This is a genomic window from Vibrio sp. R10-SG3-ISO3 (genome assembly GCF_059834225.1).
On the sequence record NZ_JCBDHE010000040.1, the window covers coordinates 178,700 to 196,912 of the forward strand.

Annotated in this window: 19 protein-coding genes; 5 read left to right on the forward strand and 14 right to left on the reverse strand. The window is 48.4% G+C overall.

The genetic code is table 11. The annotated features are described in order from the left end of the window. Nucleotides 1-37: 37 nt before the first annotated feature. From AC6R1A_RS10665 to dinB, 3 genes are all read right to left on the reverse strand, one after another. Nucleotides 38-1,399, reverse strand: coding sequence for a sodium-dependent transporter (locus AC6R1A_RS10665; protein WP_500633932.1), 1,362 nt, complete (start codon nucleotides 1,397-1,399; stop codon nucleotides 38-40). Nucleotides 1,400-1,568: 169 nt separating this feature from the next. Next, a complete protein-coding gene (locus AC6R1A_RS10670) occupies nucleotides 1,569-2,312 on the reverse strand; it encodes a DUF2884 family protein (protein ID WP_500633954.1) in 744 nt (247 codons plus the stop codon). 73 nt (nucleotides 2,313-2,385) lie between these two features. Further along, complete coding sequence (dinB, locus tag AC6R1A_RS10675) at nucleotides 2,386-3,438, reverse strand: DNA polymerase IV (protein ID WP_487901294.1); 1,053 nt, start codon at nucleotides 3,436-3,438, stop codon at nucleotides 2,386-2,388. Between the two features lie 154 nt (nucleotides 3,439-3,592). On the opposite strand from dinB, the gene AC6R1A_RS10680 reads away from it, so the two are divergent. Next, a complete protein-coding gene (locus AC6R1A_RS10680; RefSeq protein WP_487901295.1) occupies nucleotides 3,593-4,807 on the forward strand; it encodes a GGDEF domain-containing response regulator in 1,215 nt (404 codons plus the stop codon). A 45-nt stretch (nucleotides 4,808-4,852) separates the two neighbouring features. Here the strand turns inward: AC6R1A_RS10680 and nqrM are convergent, their stop codons facing one another. From nqrM to bolA, 9 genes are all read right to left on the reverse strand, one after another. Further along, nucleotides 4,853-5,086: a (Na+)-NQR maturation NqrM gene (gene nqrM, locus AC6R1A_RS10685; RefSeq protein ID WP_334554408.1), complete on the reverse strand. Its 234-nt coding sequence runs from the start codon at nucleotides 5,084-5,086 to the stop codon at nucleotides 4,853-4,855. A gap of 21 nt (nucleotides 5,087-5,107) precedes the next feature. Then, nucleotides 5,108-6,112: an FAD:protein FMN transferase gene (locus AC6R1A_RS10690; RefSeq protein ID WP_500631746.1), complete on the reverse strand. Its 1,005-nt coding sequence runs from the start codon at nucleotides 6,110-6,112 to the stop codon at nucleotides 5,108-5,110. 110 nt (nucleotides 6,113-6,222) lie between these two features. Beyond that, nucleotides 6,223-7,446 carry an NADH:ubiquinone reductase (Na(+)-transporting) subunit F gene (gene nqrF, locus AC6R1A_RS10695; protein WP_334554404.1) on the reverse strand — a complete coding sequence of 408 codons (1,224 nt, stop codon included), beginning with the start codon at nucleotides 7,444-7,446 and terminating at the stop codon, nucleotides 6,223-6,225. Nucleotides 7,447-7,479: 33 nt separating this feature from the next. Continuing rightward, complete coding sequence (gene nqrE / locus AC6R1A_RS10700) at nucleotides 7,480-8,076, reverse strand: NADH:ubiquinone reductase (Na(+)-transporting) subunit E (protein WP_014232790.1); 597 nt, start codon at nucleotides 8,074-8,076, stop codon at nucleotides 7,480-7,482. Nucleotides 8,077-8,083: 7 nt separating this feature from the next. After that, a complete protein-coding gene (locus tag AC6R1A_RS10705) occupies nucleotides 8,084-8,716 on the reverse strand; it encodes an NADH:ubiquinone reductase (Na(+)-transporting) subunit D (protein WP_487901298.1) in 633 nt (210 codons plus the stop codon). After that, nucleotides 8,716-9,486 carry a Na(+)-translocating NADH-quinone reductase subunit C gene (locus tag AC6R1A_RS10710; RefSeq protein WP_334554398.1) on the reverse strand — a complete coding sequence of 257 codons (771 nt, stop codon included), beginning with the start codon at nucleotides 9,484-9,486 and terminating at the stop codon, nucleotides 8,716-8,718. Before AC6R1A_RS10710 ends, AC6R1A_RS10705 begins: the two co-directional genes overlap by 1 nt. Further along, entirely contained in the window at nucleotides 9,476-10,720 is a 1,245-nt protein-coding gene (locus AC6R1A_RS10715) for an NADH:ubiquinone reductase (Na(+)-transporting) subunit B (protein WP_500626534.1), read from the reverse strand. The genes AC6R1A_RS10710 and AC6R1A_RS10715 overlap by 11 nt, the downstream gene beginning before the upstream one ends. 5 nt (nucleotides 10,721-10,725) lie before the next feature. After that, a complete protein-coding gene (locus tag AC6R1A_RS10720; protein ID WP_334554394.1) occupies nucleotides 10,726-12,066 on the reverse strand; it encodes a Na(+)-translocating NADH-quinone reductase subunit A in 1,341 nt (446 codons plus the stop codon). Between the two features lie 424 nt (nucleotides 12,067-12,490). After that, nucleotides 12,491-12,802: a transcriptional regulator BolA gene (bolA, locus tag AC6R1A_RS10725; RefSeq protein WP_500631748.1), complete on the reverse strand. Its 312-nt coding sequence runs from the start codon at nucleotides 12,800-12,802 to the stop codon at nucleotides 12,491-12,493. A 149-nt stretch (nucleotides 12,803-12,951) separates the two neighbouring features. Between bolA and AC6R1A_RS10730 the strand changes: the two genes are divergently transcribed. From AC6R1A_RS10730 to AC6R1A_RS10745, 4 genes are all read left to right on the forward strand, one after another. Then, nucleotides 12,952-14,082 carry a methyltransferase gene (locus tag AC6R1A_RS10730; protein WP_500633933.1) on the forward strand — a complete coding sequence of 377 codons (1,131 nt, stop codon included), beginning with the start codon at nucleotides 12,952-12,954 and terminating at the stop codon, nucleotides 14,080-14,082. Between the two features lie 59 nt (nucleotides 14,083-14,141). Beyond that, nucleotides 14,142-14,711, forward strand: coding sequence for a YajG family lipoprotein (locus tag AC6R1A_RS10735; protein WP_334554388.1), 570 nt, complete (start codon nucleotides 14,142-14,144; stop codon nucleotides 14,709-14,711). Beyond that, a complete protein-coding gene (locus AC6R1A_RS10740) occupies nucleotides 14,711-15,256 on the forward strand; it encodes a peptidylprolyl isomerase (protein ID WP_487901302.1) in 546 nt (181 codons plus the stop codon). The genes AC6R1A_RS10735 and AC6R1A_RS10740 overlap by 1 nt, the downstream gene beginning before the upstream one ends. Before the next feature lie 95 nt (nucleotides 15,257-15,351). Continuing rightward, nucleotides 15,352-16,707 (forward strand): AmpG family muropeptide MFS transporter, encoded by a 1,356-nt coding sequence (locus AC6R1A_RS10745; protein ID WP_500633934.1) that lies wholly within the window; start codon nucleotides 15,352-15,354, stop codon nucleotides 16,705-16,707. A gap of 76 nt (nucleotides 16,708-16,783) precedes the next feature. Here the strand turns inward: AC6R1A_RS10745 and AC6R1A_RS10750 are convergent, their stop codons facing one another. Both AC6R1A_RS10750 and AC6R1A_RS10755 read right to left on the reverse strand, forming a co-directional pair. Then, the gene (locus tag AC6R1A_RS10750) at nucleotides 16,784-17,455 is read right to left on the reverse strand and encodes a ChrR family anti-sigma-E factor (RefSeq protein ID WP_500633935.1); all 672 of its coding nucleotides are present in this window, start codon (nucleotides 17,453-17,455) and stop codon (nucleotides 16,784-16,786) included. Next, nucleotides 17,452-18,036, reverse strand: coding sequence for an RNA polymerase sigma factor (locus tag AC6R1A_RS10755; protein WP_334554380.1), 585 nt, complete (start codon nucleotides 18,034-18,036; stop codon nucleotides 17,452-17,454). Before AC6R1A_RS10755 ends, AC6R1A_RS10750 begins: the two co-directional genes overlap by 4 nt. Nucleotides 18,037-18,213 lie beyond the last annotated feature (177 nt).

Consider the following 18,213-nt stretch of genomic DNA (forward strand, 5'->3'; position numbering starts at 1 on the left):
CGGTTGAAGAGTGCCTGTCAGGCACTCTTCAAGCTTTTTAAAACGACGCCCAGATCACCGTCGCGACAAGCAGCGGGCAGACAAATTTGACATACACTGGCCATACTTTGCCAAACCACCCTAGGCTGAACTCTGAGTACCCCTGTTCTAGCTCGCGAACTTTTCCTTGACGACTCCAAACCCAGCCACCAAACAGACAGAACATTAACGCCGCCATCGGCTGCAGATACTGCGTGGCGATCATCGCGACTAAGCCAAATAAGGCAGAGAAGTGATACACCACAACTACACTGACTAACGCTATCGCGCCGCCTAACCACCAACTGGTCGCCGTTCTTCCCGTACCGAAACGTTCGCCGACTAAGGCAACGGGACACTCAAGCATCGAGATTGAAGAGGTCAACGCGGCAATGGTCAGCAACAAGAAAAACACCACAGCAAAGAGTTGCCCAAGAAGCCCTAAACTTTCAAACATCAACGGCAGTACCGTAAACACCAAGGTATCCGAGCTGAGTAATGAGCCATCTTCAGCGTAGATCTGAACACCTTTTTGCATCGCCACAAACATGGCAGGCAATACCACCAATCCCGCAATAAAAGCGACAGCGGTGTCAACCAAGGTGACGTTCATGGCCATCTTTGGCAGGTTCTCTTTTTTACTCAGGTAAGAGCCATAGATCAGCATGGAACATCCCCCGATGGTTAGCGAGAAGAAACCTTGCCCCATCGCTGCTAAAATCAGCTTACGATCCATGATCTTAGCGAAATCTGGCACCAAATAGTGTTTGAGACCTTCCATTGCGCCCGCTTGGGTCATGATGTAGATAAACAGCAAAGCGAAGAGCAAAAACAACGCAGGCATGAGCCGAGTCGACCATTTCTCGATGCCCTGTTTAACACCACCTTGAACAATCAAAATGGTCAGAACATAGAAGATCACAGTGCCCAATAGGTTACGCTCGATGCTAAAGCCTTTGAACCATGTACTCAGGGCGTCGAGCCCTGCCAGATCACACACAGCCGCGAACAAGAAGCAAATCAACCACCCGCCAACGATGCTGTAAAAAGCGAGCACAGCACACGGTACACTCAGACCAACCCAACCGACCATGGAGCCGATGTTTTTTGCCATAGGGTGAGAGTGAAGTGAGCGCATACTATCAATGGGGTTTGCTTGACCATGACGACCAATTGCCATTTCAACCACTAGCATCGGAAAGGCGACGACAAAGATCATGATCAGATAGACCAATAGAAATGCCCCGCCACCGTTGCTTGCCGCTTGGGTTGGAAAACCCCAAATATTCCCTAACCCCACAGCCGCGCCAGCCGCTGCAAGAATGAATCCTAAACGTGAACCAAAGTGCTCACGAGCTTGTACGTTGTCTGTTTGTGCCATACCACTTTGCACCATTGAACTAGTTGACTGATACAATATAGATAAACACTGGCCATTTCAATTGCTGAACTACATTTCTCTAGCTTAGTGACATAGAAAACAAAGAAGATGCTAGTAAAGGTAATTTTACAAGCATCTTCATTATTATTAGAAAGGATTAAAAGTAGGGTTAGATAGTAAAGACCGGATAGTTTTTTAACTCTGGGATCTGCTGATGCAGCTGCTTCTCTTGCTCGACCATCTCTTCTAATGAATCACACAATGCATCGCCTTTTTTCTGCAACTGAGTACCATGTTCATCCAACCGAGCCGCAATACGCTCTTTCAGTTCGGCCATGGTTTCCGCCATTTCGGTGAGGTTAATCCCGCCTTCGGCGGTCATCTTCGCCTGAAGCGCAGCAAAACTGCTGGTAATAAACTCTTGGTTAAATAGTGCTTTAGCTTTTTCAAAATCTTCTGCCCAAGTTTGCGCCATTTCACGAAAGCTTTGCGCCGGCAAAATAAGATCACCGTCGTTGTAATATCTCGATTCCATATCCTTATAGAAAGCTCGCAGTGATGCTTTGACCCCCTCAAAGGCGTCGGGTGTATCAAAGCTATCGGCAATATCATCAATAATATCATCCGCTAACGCTAAGCCATCTTGGGCTAACTGCTTTGCTTTAGGTACGTAGCTATTGAGGTTTTGTTTATATTCTTCAATGGCTTTTTTCTGCTCGGCACTAAGCGGTACGCGCTCGCCGTGAATGGTCAATTCGTTATTCCCATCCACCACCGCACTGTCACCGCTGGTTTGATGGATTTCTAGCTGACGCTCATTGAGGTGAATCTCATTTTGCAGCCCAATATGGCATTGAGCCGCGAGCGTAGGTGCCGAAGCACTGAGTGCCAATGCCAATACGATTTTTCTCATCATGATTTACCTATGTCCTTTTTGCTGACGCTAGCAGGGTTTTGTCAGTGTTGTGCTGCCCCTGTGTCAACATTTAGAAGAAACTCAGCTGCTTGGTTTGCTCTTCAGGCTTCAACATCACGCTTAATCCAAGCAAGCGAATCTCACGGCCTTGCTGTCTGGTTAATATATCACTAAGCAATTGCTTAAAATACGCCAACTCCAATTGATTGTGCCCGTGCTCAATGGTGGTGAGTTGGAAATCGGCGAACTTCATTTTGATGCCCTGTTTGATGATCCCTTTATCCGGTGACGCTCTTTCTAAGCGCCGTTCCAGCTCTGGGAAGAGTCGCTCTTCAATCACTTGCCAGCATTGATCATAGCTGTGAATATTATGACTGAACGTGCGCTCCACACCCACAGACTTTCGCTCTCGCTCTGTCACGACTTCACGTGCATCAATCCCCTGGCTCTTGTTCCACAAGGACGCCCCGAGGCGCCCAAAACGGCGCAACAGTTCACGATAATCGCTGTTTTTTATGTCCTCGCAAACATAAAAGCCCGCTTGATGCAGCTTCTCTAAACTTACCTTGCCGACACCGGGGATTTTCTCTAGCGGCAAACTGTCCACGACGCGTTGCACATCCTGCGGTGGGATCACACACTGGCCATTCGGCTTATTGATGTCTGAGGCTACCTTGGCGAGAAACTTCACAGGCGCAATCCCGGCTGAGGCGGTCAAATTGAGCTCCTGATGGATATCCTGTCGAATCGCTTGCGCAATTAGGGTAGCGCTGCCATGGCAGTGCGGGGAGTGCGTCACATCAAGGTAAGCTTCATCCAAAGAGAGAGGTTCGATGAGCGGCGTATAGCGCGCGAAAATCTCTCGGATCTGCGCTGAGACCTCTTTGTAAACTTGCATCCGACCGGGTACAACCAATAGATGCGGGCAAAGCTTCAGTGCCTGTGCGGTTGGCATTGCACTGCGAACGCCGAACTGGCGCGCTTCGTAGTTGCACGTGCTGATCACTCCACGTTGCTTTTCGCTGCCTCCGACGGCCAGAGGACGCCCACGATAAGCAGGGTGATCACGCATCTCGACCGCAGCGAAGAAGCAGTCCATATCGATGTGAATGATCTTCCTCATCGCCTTTTGAACCTAAAAACTGTATATCCAAACAGTATAATTTATCTTCCCATAACCACAAAGCCGAATTTTGGTTTGAGAATTGTTAAAAGATTCGCAAGTTAATGAGATACAGTTATTATTAACAGGTTAAATATAGATTAGGAGCACCAAGTTGAATAATAAAGTGTTGGTCGTAGAGGATAGCCGCGCCTATCGCAACTATCTTACTCAACAACTTTCCTCACTCGGCTGTCACGTGATTGGTGTCGAATCGTATGCCCAAGCCAAAGAGACTTTAGAGAAACATCCGTCGTTTCGCTTCGCGGTGTTAGATTACTGTTTGCCTGATGCGCAAGATGGCGAAGTGATTGATCTGGTTCTTTCTCATGAACAGAAAGTCATCGTCCTTACCGCCACTTTTAATGAGCAAGCACGGGAACGATTTATTGCCAAAGGGGTGATGGATTACATCCTCAAAGACAGCATGGCCTCAGTGTCTTATTTGCTGCCACTCGCCAAACGCTTGCTCAACAACGAAAATCATCATGGCTTGGTGGTTGATGATTCCCCCACCGTTCGTCGCCATGTTGCGCAGCTATTGGAACATCAATACATCAAAACGACTCAAGCAGAAAATGGCCAGCAAGCGCTCGAACTGATTGCGCAGAACCCAGACATTACCTTTATCATCACCGATCATGACATGCCGGAAAAAGACGGCGTGATGATGACAAGGGAACTGCGCCAGACTTACACCAAGAATCAGCTCGCGGTACTGGGTTTATCCGGTACGGGAAGCAAAACCTTAACCGCGCAATTTCTTAAAGCTGGGGCGAATGACTTTCTGACTAAGCCCTTCAATCAAGAAGAGTTTTATTGCCGTGTTCACCAGTTGCTTGATATGAAAGAGGCTACGGATGAGCTGTATAAACTCGCCAACCAAGATGCACTAACAGGCTTATGGAATCGCCGTTTTTTGTTTGATCAAGTGTGTGATGGCTGCGAAAAACGCAACATTGCAATGCTCGATATTGATCACTTTAAGCAAGTAAATGACAACTACGGCCACGATGGCGGTGATGCGGCATTGGTTATGGTCGCCAACATCCTAAAGATCTATTTTCCGGAAGATATTGTCGCCCGATTTGGCGGAGAAGAGTTCTGTATTCAATCTTGCCAACCGTATGACGACTTTGTAAAGCGGCTGGATAGTATGCGCCGCCGAGTCGAAAAGACGCCGATTCATTACGCTGACGACACCATCAATGTCACTATCAGCATCGGCGTGTCTTGTATTGAGGCGAGCCTTGATGGCCAAATAAAAGTGGCTGACGATCGGCTCTACACCGCAAAAGCGAATGGTCGCAATCAAGTCGTCAGCCAATGACCATTGGCTCATAACCATTAGGGAATAACCGTTAGCGAATAACGGTTAGGCAATACGGTCCTTTTCCCAAGCGGCCAGCTTTTCTGCTCGCGCCGCTTCTCTTGCTTCGCGTTTTTTACGCGCATCGCAAGGCTCAGGGCAATTACACACTTTCTCAATGCCCACAGCGCCTAAACCGCCGCAACTGCCCTTCACCACTTTCTTTTGCACTATGTAGCCAATAGACATGGCTGCAATCACTGCAATGAAAACACCGAAGGTGATAATAAATGTACTCATAGTGACATGCTCTCTTGCCGTTTATTGATGTAAGTATGGCTTATAGGTGGACGAAGCGAACTCTTTAAACCCATCGTCTGTTTTTACAATCATGAGTGCCGGGATCTGGTGCACTTCTGCCACCTTCATTCCCTCTTCTTCACCTAAGACCATAAGACCCGTCGCCAGCCCATCTGCGGTCATTGACGAAGGATGTAAAACCGTCACCGACACCACTTTATGATCTATAGGTTTACCCGTTTCAGGATTGATGATGTGGGAATAGCGAACCCCATCACGCTCAAAATAGTTGCGGTAATCACCTGATGTGGCAATCGCCATATCGCCGGGTTCAATAATATCTTGAATCGCACGCTCATCGACCGAAGGTTTTTCAATCGCGATACGCCAGCCGACACCCTCACGATTTACGCCTTTGAGGCGAATCTCACCGCCCACTTCAACCATGTAATTGTCGACACCGATGGATTGGATGTAATCCGCCAGCACATCCACTCCCCAACCTTTGGCGATGGTTGATAAGTCGACGTAAAGATTGGCAATCTCTTTGCGCAGGGTATTGCCCTCAACATGCAGATGCTCAATCCCCACTCTGGCCTGGCGCTTCGCCAGCTCTTCATCGGTGGGTACCACTTCACGGCGCGCTTCAGGTCCGAATCCCCATAAGTTGACCAAAGGCCCAACCGTCACATCCAATGCACCTAGAGTAAGACCGTTAAGGCGAATGGCTTCTTTCACAACCAACGCCGTTTGTGGCGACACGGGAAAAGGTTCCGTGCTTTCACTTTGGTTAAAACGGCTGAGCTCTGAGTCCTTACGATAGGTCGACATTTGGTCGTTGACCTCCTCAAGCAGGCGATCAACCTCTTGCTGAATGACTTCAGGTTCAGGCAGCCCTTCGGTATTGAGGTACTTGATGTTGTAAGTCGTCCCCATCGTTGGGCCGCTTAAATGTATTTGCTCAACGGGCTGTTCACACCCTGCCAGTATCAGTAGGGAAGCAAACGCAACAAGCCACTTTTTCACAAAAAACTCCTGGGTTTCGGGTTGGTTTATCCAGTAATGTATAAACGGGTCGTGTGGAATGCAAAATGGCTGACTCAAAGAGCCAGCCATCGTTTTAGAGGCGCGAACTATTAACCGCCAAAGTCATCGAGTAGGATGTTTTCATCCTCTACACCCAAGTCTTTTAGCATGCCAATAACGGCCGCATTCATCATCGGTGGACCACACATGTAGTACTCACAATCTTCTGGAGCTTCATGATCCTTCAGATAGTTTTCGTACAAGACATTGTGGATAAAGCCTGTGTAGCCATCCCAGTTGTCTTCTGGCATTGGATCGGACAATGCACAGTGCCAAACAAAGTTGTCATTCTCTTCTTGCAGCATATCGAAATCTTCCACATAGAACATTTCGCGCTTAGAACGTGCGCCGTACCAGAAAGACATCTTACGCTTAGAGTTCAAACGCTTAAGCTGATCGAAGATGTGAGAACGCATTGGCGCCATACCCGCACCACCACCGACGAAGACCATTTCCGCATCGGTATCTTTCGCGAAGAACTCACCGAATGGACCAGAGATCGTACACTTGTCGCCTTCTTTCAAAGACCAGATGTAAGAAGACATGATACCTGGTGGTACCTCAGGATTATTAGGCGGCGGCGTAGCAATACGTACGTTCAGCATAATAATCCCGTGCTCTTCTGGGTAGTTAGCCATTGAGTATGCACGGATTGTCTCTTCGTTTACCTTAGACTCGTAGCGGAATAGGTTAAACTTATCCCAATCCTCACGGTACTCTTCTGGTACATCGAAGTCAGCGTATTTCACATGGTGAGCTGGCGCTTCAATCTGAATGTAGCCACCTGCACGGAAAGGTACAGACTCGCCATCTGGGATTTGTAGCTTAAGCTCTTTAATGAATGTCGCTTTGTTATCGTTAGAGATAACGGTACATTCCCACTTTTTAACGCCGAAGATCTCTTCTGGTAACTCGATATCCATGTCGGTTTTCATCGCGACCTGACAGGCAAGACGCTCACCTTCACGAGCTTCACCTTTAGTAATATGGTCTAGCTCGGTTGGCAGGATATCACCACCACCGGATTTGATTTTAACGCGACACTGGCCACAAGAGCCACCGCCACCACAGGCAGAAGATACGAACACACCCGCGCCCGCTAGAGCGCCAAGTAGCTTACCACCTGGTTGTGTAACGATCGCCAGATTCGGGTCATCGTTCACAGAAATTGTAATGTCACCTGTTGGTACCAGCTTAGATTTAGCGAAAAGAATCACTAGTACTAGCGCCAGTACAATCAGAGTAAACATCACTACACCAAGAATAATGTCCATTGACTATTCCTTAATTGTTGCGGTTTACCCGACTTACAGTTGAACACCAGAGAAAGACATAAAGCCTAACGCCATCAGACCCACAGTAATGAAGGTGATGCCAAGACCACGTAGGCCTGGAGGAACGTCAGAATACTTCATCTTCTCACGGATACCTGCAAGAGCGACGATCGCGAGCATCCAGCCCACACCAGAACCAAAACCGTACACGACAGATTCGGCAAAGTTGTAGTCACGTTGTACCATGAAAGATACACCACCGAAGATCGCACAGTTTACGGTGATCAACGGTAGGAAGATGCCCAATGCGTTGTACAAAGGTGGGAAGAAACGGTCCAAGACCATTTCTAGGATCTGTACTAACGCTGCAATCACACCAATGAAGGTAATGAAGTTAAGGAAGCTCAAGTCAACGCCTTCGACTAGCGCGTTCTCTCGCAATACTAGGTTGTAGACTAGGTTGTTCACAGGAACCGCAATGGTCAATACCACCACAACCGCCACACCTAGACCGAATGACGTCTTCACTTTCTTGGATACCGCCAAGAAGGTACACATACCCAAGAAGAAAGAGAGCGCCATGTTCTCGATGAAAATCGATTTAACTAACAGACTAATGTAATGTTCCATGACGACCTTACTCCTTCGCTTCGACTTGTTCTGGTTTCAGGATACGAATACCCCAAATTAGGAAGCCGATCAGGAAGAACGCCGAAGGTGCTAGGAGCATCAGGCCGTTTGGCTGGTACCAACCGCCGTTGCTCACCAATGGCAAAACTTCTAGACCAAACAACTTACCGCTACCAAACAGTTCACGGAAGAAGCCAACAGTGATCAGAACGAAACCGTAACCCAAACCGTTACCGATACCGTCAATCAAAGACGGCACAGGCTCAGATTTCATTGCAAATGCTTCTGCACGGCCCATAACGATACAGTTGGTGATGATCAGACCTACGAAAACCGACAACTGTTTTGAGATGTCGTAGAGGTAGGCTTTCAACACCTGGTCAACCACGATAACCAAAGAGGCGATGATCGCCATTTGGACGATAATACGCACACTGTTAGGGATGTGGTTACGAATCAGAGATACACAGAAGTTCGACAATGCCGTAACAAAGGTTACCGCCAGTGTCATAACAAAAGCTGTCTCAAGTTTGGTCGTTACTGCAAGCGCAGAACAGACACCGAGAACCTGTAGCGCGATCGGGTTGTTGTCCAATACCGGCGCTAAGATGCTCTTTTTCACGTTTTGTGCACTAGACATTAGTTCAGACCTCCGTCACGAACTTTTGCTAGGAACGGACCGAAGCCCATATCACCTAACCAGAAGTCAAAAGTGTGTTGAACACCGTTACTTGTTAGCGTTGCACCTGAAAGGCCGTCAACACCGTGCTCAGAACCCGCTGGTGCACCACCTTTCACGACTTTAATCGCTGGCTTGTGGTTGTCGTCAAACAGTTTCTTGCCGACCCACTGTGCACGCCAAGATGGGTTTTCTACTTCACCACCAAGTCCTGGGGTTTCACCCTGCTCGTAGTAAGTAATCCCTGCCACTGTGTTGCCATCCGTTTCAACCGCGACGAACGCGTACATCATCGACCATAGGCCGTTGCCGTGAACCGGAAGGATAACTTTAGAGACAGAGTCGCCATCTTTCACGAGGTAAACCACGCCTGTGTTCGCGCGACGCAAGATTTTCGCTTTGTCGTCTGCCGCGTCAAGCTTGATGGACTCCGCTGGATCTTTCGCCGCTTTACGCTGATCGAATGTCGCTGCGTTACCTTCAACGAAATCACCGGTAGTGAAGTCTACAAGACGAGGTTCAATATACTGAGCGAAGAGCTCAGGGACTTTTTGGCCCTGAGAATCGATGCCAGACACTTCGATAATCTTGCTCTGCTTGTCGAGAACCGCGTTCGCTTTCTGCTTATCACGCAGACCGACCGCTGCTGTTGAAACGATGATTGAACAAACCAGGCTCAACCCGATAACAACACCCAGCGTCTTTTTAATGCTGTCGTTATTACTTGCCATAGCGTGCTAGTCTCCGCTTGATGTTCTTTTCAACTACTACATGGTCGAACAGAGGTGCAAATAGGTTCGCGAATAGTATCGCCAGCATCATACCTTCTGGGTACGCTGGGTTGACGACACGAATCAGAACACACATCACGCCGATGAGCGCGCCGTACCACCATTTACCTTTGTTGGTAAAGGAAGCCGACACTGGGTCTGTTGCCATAAAGAACATACCGAATGCAAAACCACCTAGAACCAGGTGCCAATGCCATGGCATGTTAAACATAGGGTTGGTATCAGAGCCAATCACGTTAAATAGCGTTGCGGTTGCGATCATACCGATCATCACGCCGGCAATGATGCGCCAAGACGCAATACGCATGTAAACGATCATCGCTGCACCGATCATCAGTGCCAGTGTCGAAACTTCACCAATTGAACCTGGGATGTTACCAATAAAGGCATCCATCCAAGTGATCGGCGCGCCAGTCACGGTGTTCATCAAGGCACCATTACCACCTTGAGCCCATTGGCTCAATGCAGTCGCACCAGAGAAACCGTCAGCCGCTGTCCATACGACGTCACCCGAGATTTGAGCTGGGTAAGCGAAGAATAGAAACGCACGACCCGCCAATGCTGGGTTGAGGAAGTTACGACCTGTGCCACCAAAAATCTCTTTTGCGACAACAACACCAAAGGTGATACCCAAAGCGGCTTGCCACAATGGAAGCGTAGGTGGAACGATGAGAGCAAACAGAATGGAGGTCACGAAAAAACCTTCGTTGACTTCATGCTTGCGCACCATACAGAACAGCACTTCCCAGAAACCACCAACGATAAAGACCGTTGCGTAGATAGGAAGGAAGTAGGTTGCGCCAAGTAGCATTTTACTACCCACGCCAGCTTCTACTCCGATGGTACCGCCAAGCATTTCTGTTAACCAGTAATGCCAATTACCCGCAACCACAGCCGCAAGTTGATCCCCTGCGTACATATGGTTAAGAGCAGCGATGGCTTGGCCGCCAGCGTTGTACATACCCCAGAACATTGCTGGGAATACCGCAAACCAAACCATGATCATGATACGTTTTAAGTCAACGTTATCACGGACATGTGAGCTTTTCTTTGTCACTAGACCTGGTGTGTAAAACAGCGTTGCCGCCGCTTCATACAAGGCAAACCACTTCTCGTGTTTGCCGCCCGGCTCGAAGTGATGCTCGATGTCTTCAAGAAACTTTTTAAGCGCCATGAAAATTACCCTTCCTTCTCGATCTTGTCTAAGCATTCACGAAGTAGCGCACCGTACTCGTATTTGCCAGGACACACAAAGGTACACAAAGCGAGATCTTCTTCATCCAACTCTAGCGCACCCAGTGCTTGAGCACTGTCGGTATCACCGGCACACAGGTCACGAAGAAGCAGCGTTGGTTCCATATCAAGCGGCATAATGCGCTCGTAGTTACCAATCGGTACCATTGAACGGTCACTACCGTTGGTCGATGTTGTCATATTGAACAACTGACCATTGAATAGATGACCTAGGAAAGAACGAGTGATAGAGAACTTGTTTTTGCCCGGCATCGCCCAGCCAAACAGTTCTTTCTCACGACCTTCGCGCAGGACAGAGACCTGCATGTGGTAACGACCTAAATACGCGTGCGGACCTGTGGCATGAACGCCAGAGAGGACAGAGCCTGAAATCACACGAACTTCACCAGGCATGAGTTCGTTGTCCGTCACGTCGTCTAGAGACGCACCGATCGTCGTACGAATAAGACGAGGGTTGTTAACCACAGGACCCGCTAGTGATATCACGCGGTCTGTGTAGAGTTCACCCGTCAAGAACAACTGACCAAACGCGATCACGTCTTGGTAGTTGATGCTCCACGCCACATTTTCCGCATTCACTGGGAACAGGTAATGCATGTGGGTACCGGCGAGACCGGCTGGGTGTGGGCCATCAAACACATGTTCTTCAACGTTCGGTTGAGACGAGCGAGGAAGACTAGTGCCAGATTTACAAACGTAAACCTTGCCGTCAGTGAGGGTTGAGAGAATATCAAGACCAGCAACAAAGGCTTCTTGCTGTTCATTAATAATCAACTCAGGTTGAGCTGCCAATGGATTGGTGTCCATGGCGGTAACAAAAATCGCTTTTGTCGAAGACTCGATTGCTGGAACCTTGCTGAACGGTCGAGTACGTAAAGCTGTCCAAAGACCAGATTCAACCAGTTGAGACTTCACCGCTTGTGGGTCAAGACTGGCTAGTTGAGCTGCTTCGTACTTATCGAATGTCACCTGTTGCTCACCGGATACTTCAATCACAACGGATTGGAGTACACGTTTTGCACCACGGTTCACCTCGATGACTTTACCGCTTGCTGGAGAAGTAAACTTCACACCAGGATTCTTCTTATCTTCAAAAAGAACTTGAGCTTTCTTTACTTCATCGCCTACGCGGACATGCATGGTAGGACGCATGCCGACGTACTCTTCGCCAAGCAAGGCGACTTTCTTGATGGTTTTACCATCATTAATCACCTGGGTAGGAGCACCTGCGATAGGTAGATCCAAACCCTTTTTTATTGTAATCATACGCACTTGCACTACTTTTATCGGGAAAAAGATTCTTTGATTGCGTAACTTTTAGACACGACACTTGTGTCCGGTTTTGGTGATGTTTTAAACACCAAAATCGCAACATCCTCTTAAAAATCACATCGCAGAAATGCAACGAGATTTATCAGGTGCGATAGTCTATCATCTTTTGCAAAGACGACGCCATGACCAATACAGGTATTAAAGAAGATATTTCGAGCGTTTTGAGTTTAAAAGGCTAAGGAATCGTCATAACTTTGAGCCATCGCACAAAGACCCAAATATCCACAAAGACTTTCTGTCACAATCCGTCATAAGGCGAAATATTTCATTTTAATGCCTGCCGTCCATTCATATGTTTCTTTACTGTTAACAAATCGATTTAATACCCCTACCCTTTAGAGGTATTTACATTGTCACTTTATGCTTTACTACCACCCATGCACATCGGGCTATCTGGCGCACTCTGGTTCTGCGATTGCCACTCTTGCGCCGTGTATGTGTGGATGGATAAGGCGTGAATATGATTGGCCAATTCATCGGACAAGGCCTGATTCACAAGACGGTGCCTCGCAATTAACCGAGCGCCATCAAAGTGTTCACTCACGACAATAACCTTAAAGTGGCTCTCTGAACCTGCGGGAACATTGTGCATGTAGCTTTCATTCACTACTTGCAGGTGGCTTGGCTGGAAAGCCTCGTGAAGTTTCGATTCTATTGTTTGCTGGAGCATGAATTCACCGTTACGCTAATCTGTTTAAGCGAGTTGGATTATGGGCGTGACCATAATAATGTGCTACTCAGTAAAGAAAAGGTTTTAGTTTTCACTGCCAGTAACATTTGCGACAATTTAGCCATTCCTATGATGAGACCATTGACTGCATGAAAACTGAGCTGACTCTTTTTGAGCGAACACTGTTCCTTTACCGTTACCCTAAGCGTAGCAACGACACCTTACAAGCCTGGGACGCCGGAGATGAGTACCTGATCAATCATGTCGAGCAACTTTCTCTCACAAAAGGGAGCCACATCGTTGTTTTAAACGATCATTTTGGTGCGCTCAGCACGTGGTTCTCTCGTGACTACCGAGTCACCATGATGAGTGACTCGTGGATTGCTCACCAAGCGACACACGCCAACCTTGAGGAAAATCAGTGCCCTAAGGTCACGCTCTGCTCAACGCTCGACCCTATCCCTAAAGATGCAGATCTAGTGTTGATGCAAATCCCGCGTACCAATCGCCACTTAGTGTGGCAGCTCGCTCAGTTAAGAGAGACACTGTCGCCAACCATCCCTGTCATTGCGGTCAACAAAGCAAAACAGATCCACAGCTCAACACTGAAACTGTTTGAGAAACACTTGGGCGACACCACGACCTCTTTGGCGTGGAAAAAACACCGTCTGGTATTTAGTTTCGCTAATTGTGATACGCCTATGCCCGCAGTGGCGATCACTGAATGGCCCGTTCCTCAACACGGGATGACGCTAAAAAATCACCCTAACGTCTACTCAGGCGAGGGACTAGATCAGGGAGCGAGCTTTTTTCTTGACCACTTGCCAGACAACCTCGGCCACGCTCGAGCACTTGATCTTGGCTGTGGCAATGGCGTGCTGTCCGTTAAGTTATCACAGCTTAATCCAGCACTGTCGATCACCTGCGTCGATGAAAGTTTCAGCGCCGTGGCGTCGGCGCGAGAAAACTTACGTCCCTATGACACAGGTGAGCGTCAAATAGAGTGTATTGCCAACAACAGCTTGGATGGATTTGATGCTGATAGCTACGATGTGGTGCTTTGCAACCCACCGTTCCACCAGCAACAAACCATTACTGACCACATCGCTTGGCAAATGTTCTGTGATGCAAAGCATGTTCTTCGTGTTGGTGGGCAATTATTAGTTATCGGCAACCGCCACCTCGGCTACGATGGAAAACTGAAAAGAGTGTTTGGTAAACATCAAGTCAAAGTGATCGCATCAAATAAGAAATTTGTTATTTTACAAGCGACTAAATAGTCCTCTATTATCTTTGAACTGAGAGTTAACTTCATACGTGAAGCATTAAGGAAAAGACAATGAAAAAACTGGTATTAGCGGCGTCAATGGCCATCTTGACCGCCTGTGCGTCCCCTCAGCAAGAGCAACTGAACTTTATGCCACAAGCGGTACTCAGTCGCGGTGATTTAGTCCAGGACGCCACCTTTACTATTACCAGTAAAGATGTTCGCTCTGCGCAATATGTCGCCTTGGTCGACAGTGGCCGCTCTAACATCGAACCGATTCATTCTAAACAGAATGTGCGTATCACATTAGAAAATGCCCTGCTAGAGCAGTTCCAATCTCAAGGTTTCCGTAACACCGTCAACAGCGAAAACGCACTGAAGATTGAAGTGCAGGAAGCTTTGGTGTCGGTCAAACACTCGGTAATGGAAAATGAGATGGACGGCAAAGTAGTGCTAGAAATCACCGCCGAAACGCCACGCGGCAAGTTAGTAAAAGCTTACACCGGCACAGCGAAACGCACAGGAGCACTCAGTGCATCCAACCAAGAGATCGAAACCGTTCTTAACGATGTGGTCAACTTGGTGCTAAAAGAAGTCGCGAACGATCGTGAACTGCAAACTTACATGCAGGAGCGTTTCTAATGTGGAAGTGGGCACTGACGTCACTGGCATTGGTGAGCCAACTTGCGTTTGCCGGGCCAAAAGTCTTGGTGGAAACCACGCTGGGTAATTTCACCCTTGAGCTTAACCAAGAGAAGGCGCCGATTACGGTCGCCAACTTCCTCAAGTACGTCGAAGAGGGCAGCTATGCAGGGAGCCAATTTCACCGCGTGATCCCCGGATTTATGGCGCAGGGCGGCGGCTTTGACACCAATATGAAACAGTTGAGTACCTACGCTCCAATTCAGAACGAAGCCGCAAACGGGCTAAAAAACGACCGTGGCACGATTGCAATGGCGCGCACCAACAACCCAAATTCTGCCACTCGCCAGTTTTTCATCAACTTTAAAGACAATCACTTTTTAGACTATGACCAGCGCCCGCCGGGCTATGCGGTGTTTGGTAAAGTGGTCGATGGCTTTGACGTCGTTGAATCGATGGCGGGCATCAAGACGCACAATGTCGGTCGTTATAGTGACGTGCCGTCGATCCCTATCGTCATCAAAAAAACCACCCTTATTGAGTAAACCTCTACCCGCCCCAACACATGTTGGGGCGGTGGCATCTCCGTCGTTAGTGACCTGCCCTCTTATTTCAAACCGCACAGAACAAGGATACGTCTATGTCTGCGACATCATCGCCAATGTCATGGCGCGACACCATCAAAAGCTATCTCGATAAGCGTCTGCTTTGGGTATTTATGCTGGGCTGCTCAAGCGGCTTTCCGTGGGTGTTGATTGGCTCCAACATGTCAGGTTGGCTTAAAGATGCAGGCTTAACTCGAGCTGCCATCGGCTATTTTGGTAGCGTGTTCGCCGTCTACGCGATCAACTTTTTGTGGGCACCACTGGTTGACCGAGTCCGCCTGCCTTATCTCACCGATAAGCTTGGCCAACGCCGCAGTTGGATTTTACTCTGTCAGCTTGTTGTGCTCTCTTGCACCCTGTTCATTGCCGGTGTCGATCCTGCAAAAAACTTAGCGTTCACATCGATGCTCGCGCTGGGTATTGCGATTGCCTCAGCGACACAAGACATTGCCATTGACGCCTTTCGTATCGACACCTTCCCTAAGTCTGAATCCTCTAAACTGCCTCAAGCCTCAGCGATGGCCGTGATCGGATGGTGGACGGGGTATTCTCTACCGGGTTATCTCGCATTTATCAATGCAGACAGCATGGGGTGGAATGGCGTCTATTACGGCATGGCGATCATCGTTGGGGTATTGATGCTCTTTACCTTGCTGGTCGGCGAGCCCAAGACTGAGCGAAGTACGCTGCAAGAACAAGCCGAGCAAAGACATTACCAAGTCGTCGATTCAAAAACCGTCGCGTGGTTGAGTGTCACGGTTGTCGAACCCTTCCTCGATTTCTTCAAACGTAACGGTGTGCGCGTCGCGATCACGCTGTTACTGTTTGTCTTCTTGTTCAAGATTGGTGAGGCGTTCCTTGGCCGCATGTCGATCACTTTCTACAAAGAAGTCGGCTTTAGCAATGAGCAAATTGGTTACTACTCGAAATTGATTGGTTGGGGGGCAACCATTGTCTTTACCTTGGTCGGCAGTCTATTTAACGTCAAATTTGGCATCGTTCGCGGGCTGATGATCGGCGGTATTGCGATGGCGGGCAGTAACTTAATGTTTGCCTGGATCGCCAAGACAGGACCAAGTGAAACCCTCTTCTTAGCCACGATCATTGTGGACAACTTCACCACGGCCTTCTCAACCGTCGCGTTTGTCTCGTTTTTGACTGTGCTCACTGGCCAAGCCTTCTCTGCCACGCAATATGCGCTGCTGGCTTCACTCGGCAACTTCGGCCGTACGACCCTTGCGTCATTCAGTGGCGAGCTCGCCGATTACTTAAACGATTGGTCACTGTTCTTCATACTGACCGCGGTAATGGTTATCCCAAGCTTATTGATGCTCTATTCTCTGCGTCACTACTTCTCGGATCTACTCGAAAAAGCACGTCAGCAAAAATAGACAAGATGGCAAGAACGAAAAAGGCTTGGAGTGCTCCAAGCCTTTTCTTTTGTCTATTATTAATCTAGGGAAGAGATTAAGGGTACAAGCCACGTCCAAACATATTGAAGACTCGGGCGACGCCTTGGGTGAAGATCATAGGCTCAGTCAGCACCGTTAAACACAAGCAATCTTCACCAACTTGAGTTTGCGGGCTGTGCTTGACCGATGCGTCTTTATAGAGAAAGTCGCCGACCTCATAATGCCCTTCTTCGTCAGAAAAACCACCATGAAGCACTAACGTCGATTCGAACCCTTTATGGGTGTGCTCGGGCACTTTGACCCCTTCCGCCATGTACATAAGATTGACACGGGCGTTGCCGGAAATCGCGATAGGAGCGCTAAACACCTTGCCACCATAATTGCGCCACTCGCCAATTCGATCATACAGCTTGGATAATGCAAGCGGTAAGATCATCGAGCGTCCGTTGACATCAATCGTTTTCGGCTGGCGCAGCAGCTTGATAGGATCTTTGATCTGCTCAGTTTGGGTGATGCTTGCCAGCATCTGCTCAAGACTTTGCACTGGTGTTTGGTTGTCTGGCACCTCTTGCTCAAGCGCGAACCCGCACTCTTGCTCAAAGGATCTCACTTGCTCTTTACAATGTGGGCAACTTTCCAAATGCACGGCAATAGTGAACGCGTTGACATCATCCAATGACCCTTGTGCGTATTGCTGCAACATTTCGATGTGTGGATGGTAACTCATAAGCGATCGGCCTCTATGGAATGTTTCAGTTTTTCAATCGCGAGCCTTAGGCGCGACTTCACGGTACCAAGGGGAATATTCAGCATCTCTGCCACTTGCTGGTGAGGCATCTCTTCCAGATAGACGGCTTTGACCACGGTGCGTTGGGCATCCGGTAACGTATCTAAATATTTCACCACTTGCTCTTTAAGCATCTCTTGCTCTGGCGAATAGTGCTCAACCAAGTCAGGCGGGCAGTAATCGTTGGGCCAAATGTCATCGGAGGACAAATGGGCGTCGCGCCCTTTTTGCTTGCGCAACATATCAAAGCACAAGTTGCGCGCGATGGTGTAAATCCATGTGGAGAGCGAACTCTTACTGCCATCAAACATGATGCTCTTTTGCCAGACAATGGTCAGGGTTTCCTGTACCACTTCCATGCACACTTGCTCATTGCCCATGTGGCGATAGGTAAATTGCTTTAAACGCGGGGTAAAATGTTGGAACACCAGGGCGAACGCTTGTGTGTCCTTCTGTTTTACCCTATCCATACACTCAGTCCAATCGGCTCGAGTGAACGCCTGAGTATCTTCACTGACCATATCGATTCCTTGGTTTCACCTAGTCTTGAGATGCGAACGGGTTACTATACGCGCTCACGCGCGTTTCGATCACTCTCATTCTAGATCAAGGCTGAGGAGAAGGAATCATCTGGTTGATAAAGGCAAGTGCCGCCTCACAAGTTTGCTGTTGATTAAGTGAATCAAACCGACTGGGCG

What these genes read in the sequence shown, in the direction of transcription:
- AC6R1A_RS10715 (WP_500626534.1), bottom strand. Translation starts at nt 10,720, where the DNA reads ATGGCGCTTAAAAAGTTTCTTGAAGACATCGAGCATCACTTCGAGCCG.
- AC6R1A_RS10755 (WP_334554380.1), bottom strand. Translation starts at nt 18,036, where the DNA reads ATGGTCAGTGAAGATACTCAGGCGTTCACTCGAGCCGATTGGACTGAG.
- AC6R1A_RS10730 (WP_500633933.1), top strand. Translation starts at nt 12,952, where the DNA reads ATGAAAACTGAGCTGACTCTTTTTGAGCGAACACTGTTCCTTTACCGT.
- AC6R1A_RS10720 (WP_334554394.1), bottom strand. Translation starts at nt 12,066, where the DNA reads ATGATTACAATAAAAAAGGGTTTGGATCTACCTATCGCAGGTGCTCCT.
- AC6R1A_RS10735 (WP_334554388.1), top strand. Translation starts at nt 14,142, where the DNA reads ATGAAAAAACTGGTATTAGCGGCGTCAATGGCCATCTTGACCGCCTGT.
- nqrE (WP_014232790.1), bottom strand. Translation starts at nt 8,076, where the DNA reads ATGGAACATTACATTAGTCTGTTAGTTAAATCGATTTTCATCGAGAAC.
- AC6R1A_RS10710 (WP_334554398.1), bottom strand. Translation starts at nt 9,486, where the DNA reads ATGGCAAGTAATAACGACAGCATTAAAAAGACGCTGGGTGTTGTTATC.
- AC6R1A_RS10705 (WP_487901298.1), bottom strand. Translation starts at nt 8,716, where the DNA reads ATGTCTAGTGCACAAAACGTGAAAAAGAGCATCTTAGCGCCGGTATTG.
- AC6R1A_RS10665 (WP_500633932.1), bottom strand. Translation starts at nt 1,399, where the DNA reads ATGGCACAAACAGACAACGTACAAGCTCGTGAGCACTTTGGTTCACGT.
- dinB (WP_487901294.1), bottom strand. Translation starts at nt 3,438, where the DNA reads ATGAGGAAGATCATTCACATCGATATGGACTGCTTCTTCGCTGCGGTC.
- nqrM (WP_334554408.1), bottom strand. Translation starts at nt 5,086, where the DNA reads ATGAGTACATTTATTATCACCTTCGGTGTTTTCATTGCAGTGATTGCA.
- nqrF (WP_334554404.1), bottom strand. Translation starts at nt 7,446, where the DNA reads ATGGACATTATTCTTGGTGTAGTGATGTTTACTCTGATTGTACTGGCG.
- bolA (WP_500631748.1), bottom strand. Translation starts at nt 12,802, where the DNA reads ATGCTCCAGCAAACAATAGAATCGAAACTTCACGAGGCTTTCCAGCCA.
- AC6R1A_RS10740 (WP_487901302.1), top strand. Translation starts at nt 14,711, where the DNA reads ATGTGGAAGTGGGCACTGACGTCACTGGCATTGGTGAGCCAACTTGCG.
- AC6R1A_RS10745 (WP_500633934.1), top strand. Translation starts at nt 15,352, where the DNA reads ATGTCTGCGACATCATCGCCAATGTCATGGCGCGACACCATCAAAAGC.
- AC6R1A_RS10670 (WP_500633954.1), bottom strand. Translation starts at nt 2,312, where the DNA reads ATGAGAAAAATCGTATTGGCATTGGCACTCAGTGCTTCGGCACCTACG.
- AC6R1A_RS10750 (WP_500633935.1), bottom strand. Translation starts at nt 17,455, where the DNA reads ATGAGTTACCATCCACACATCGAAATGTTGCAGCAATACGCACAAGGG.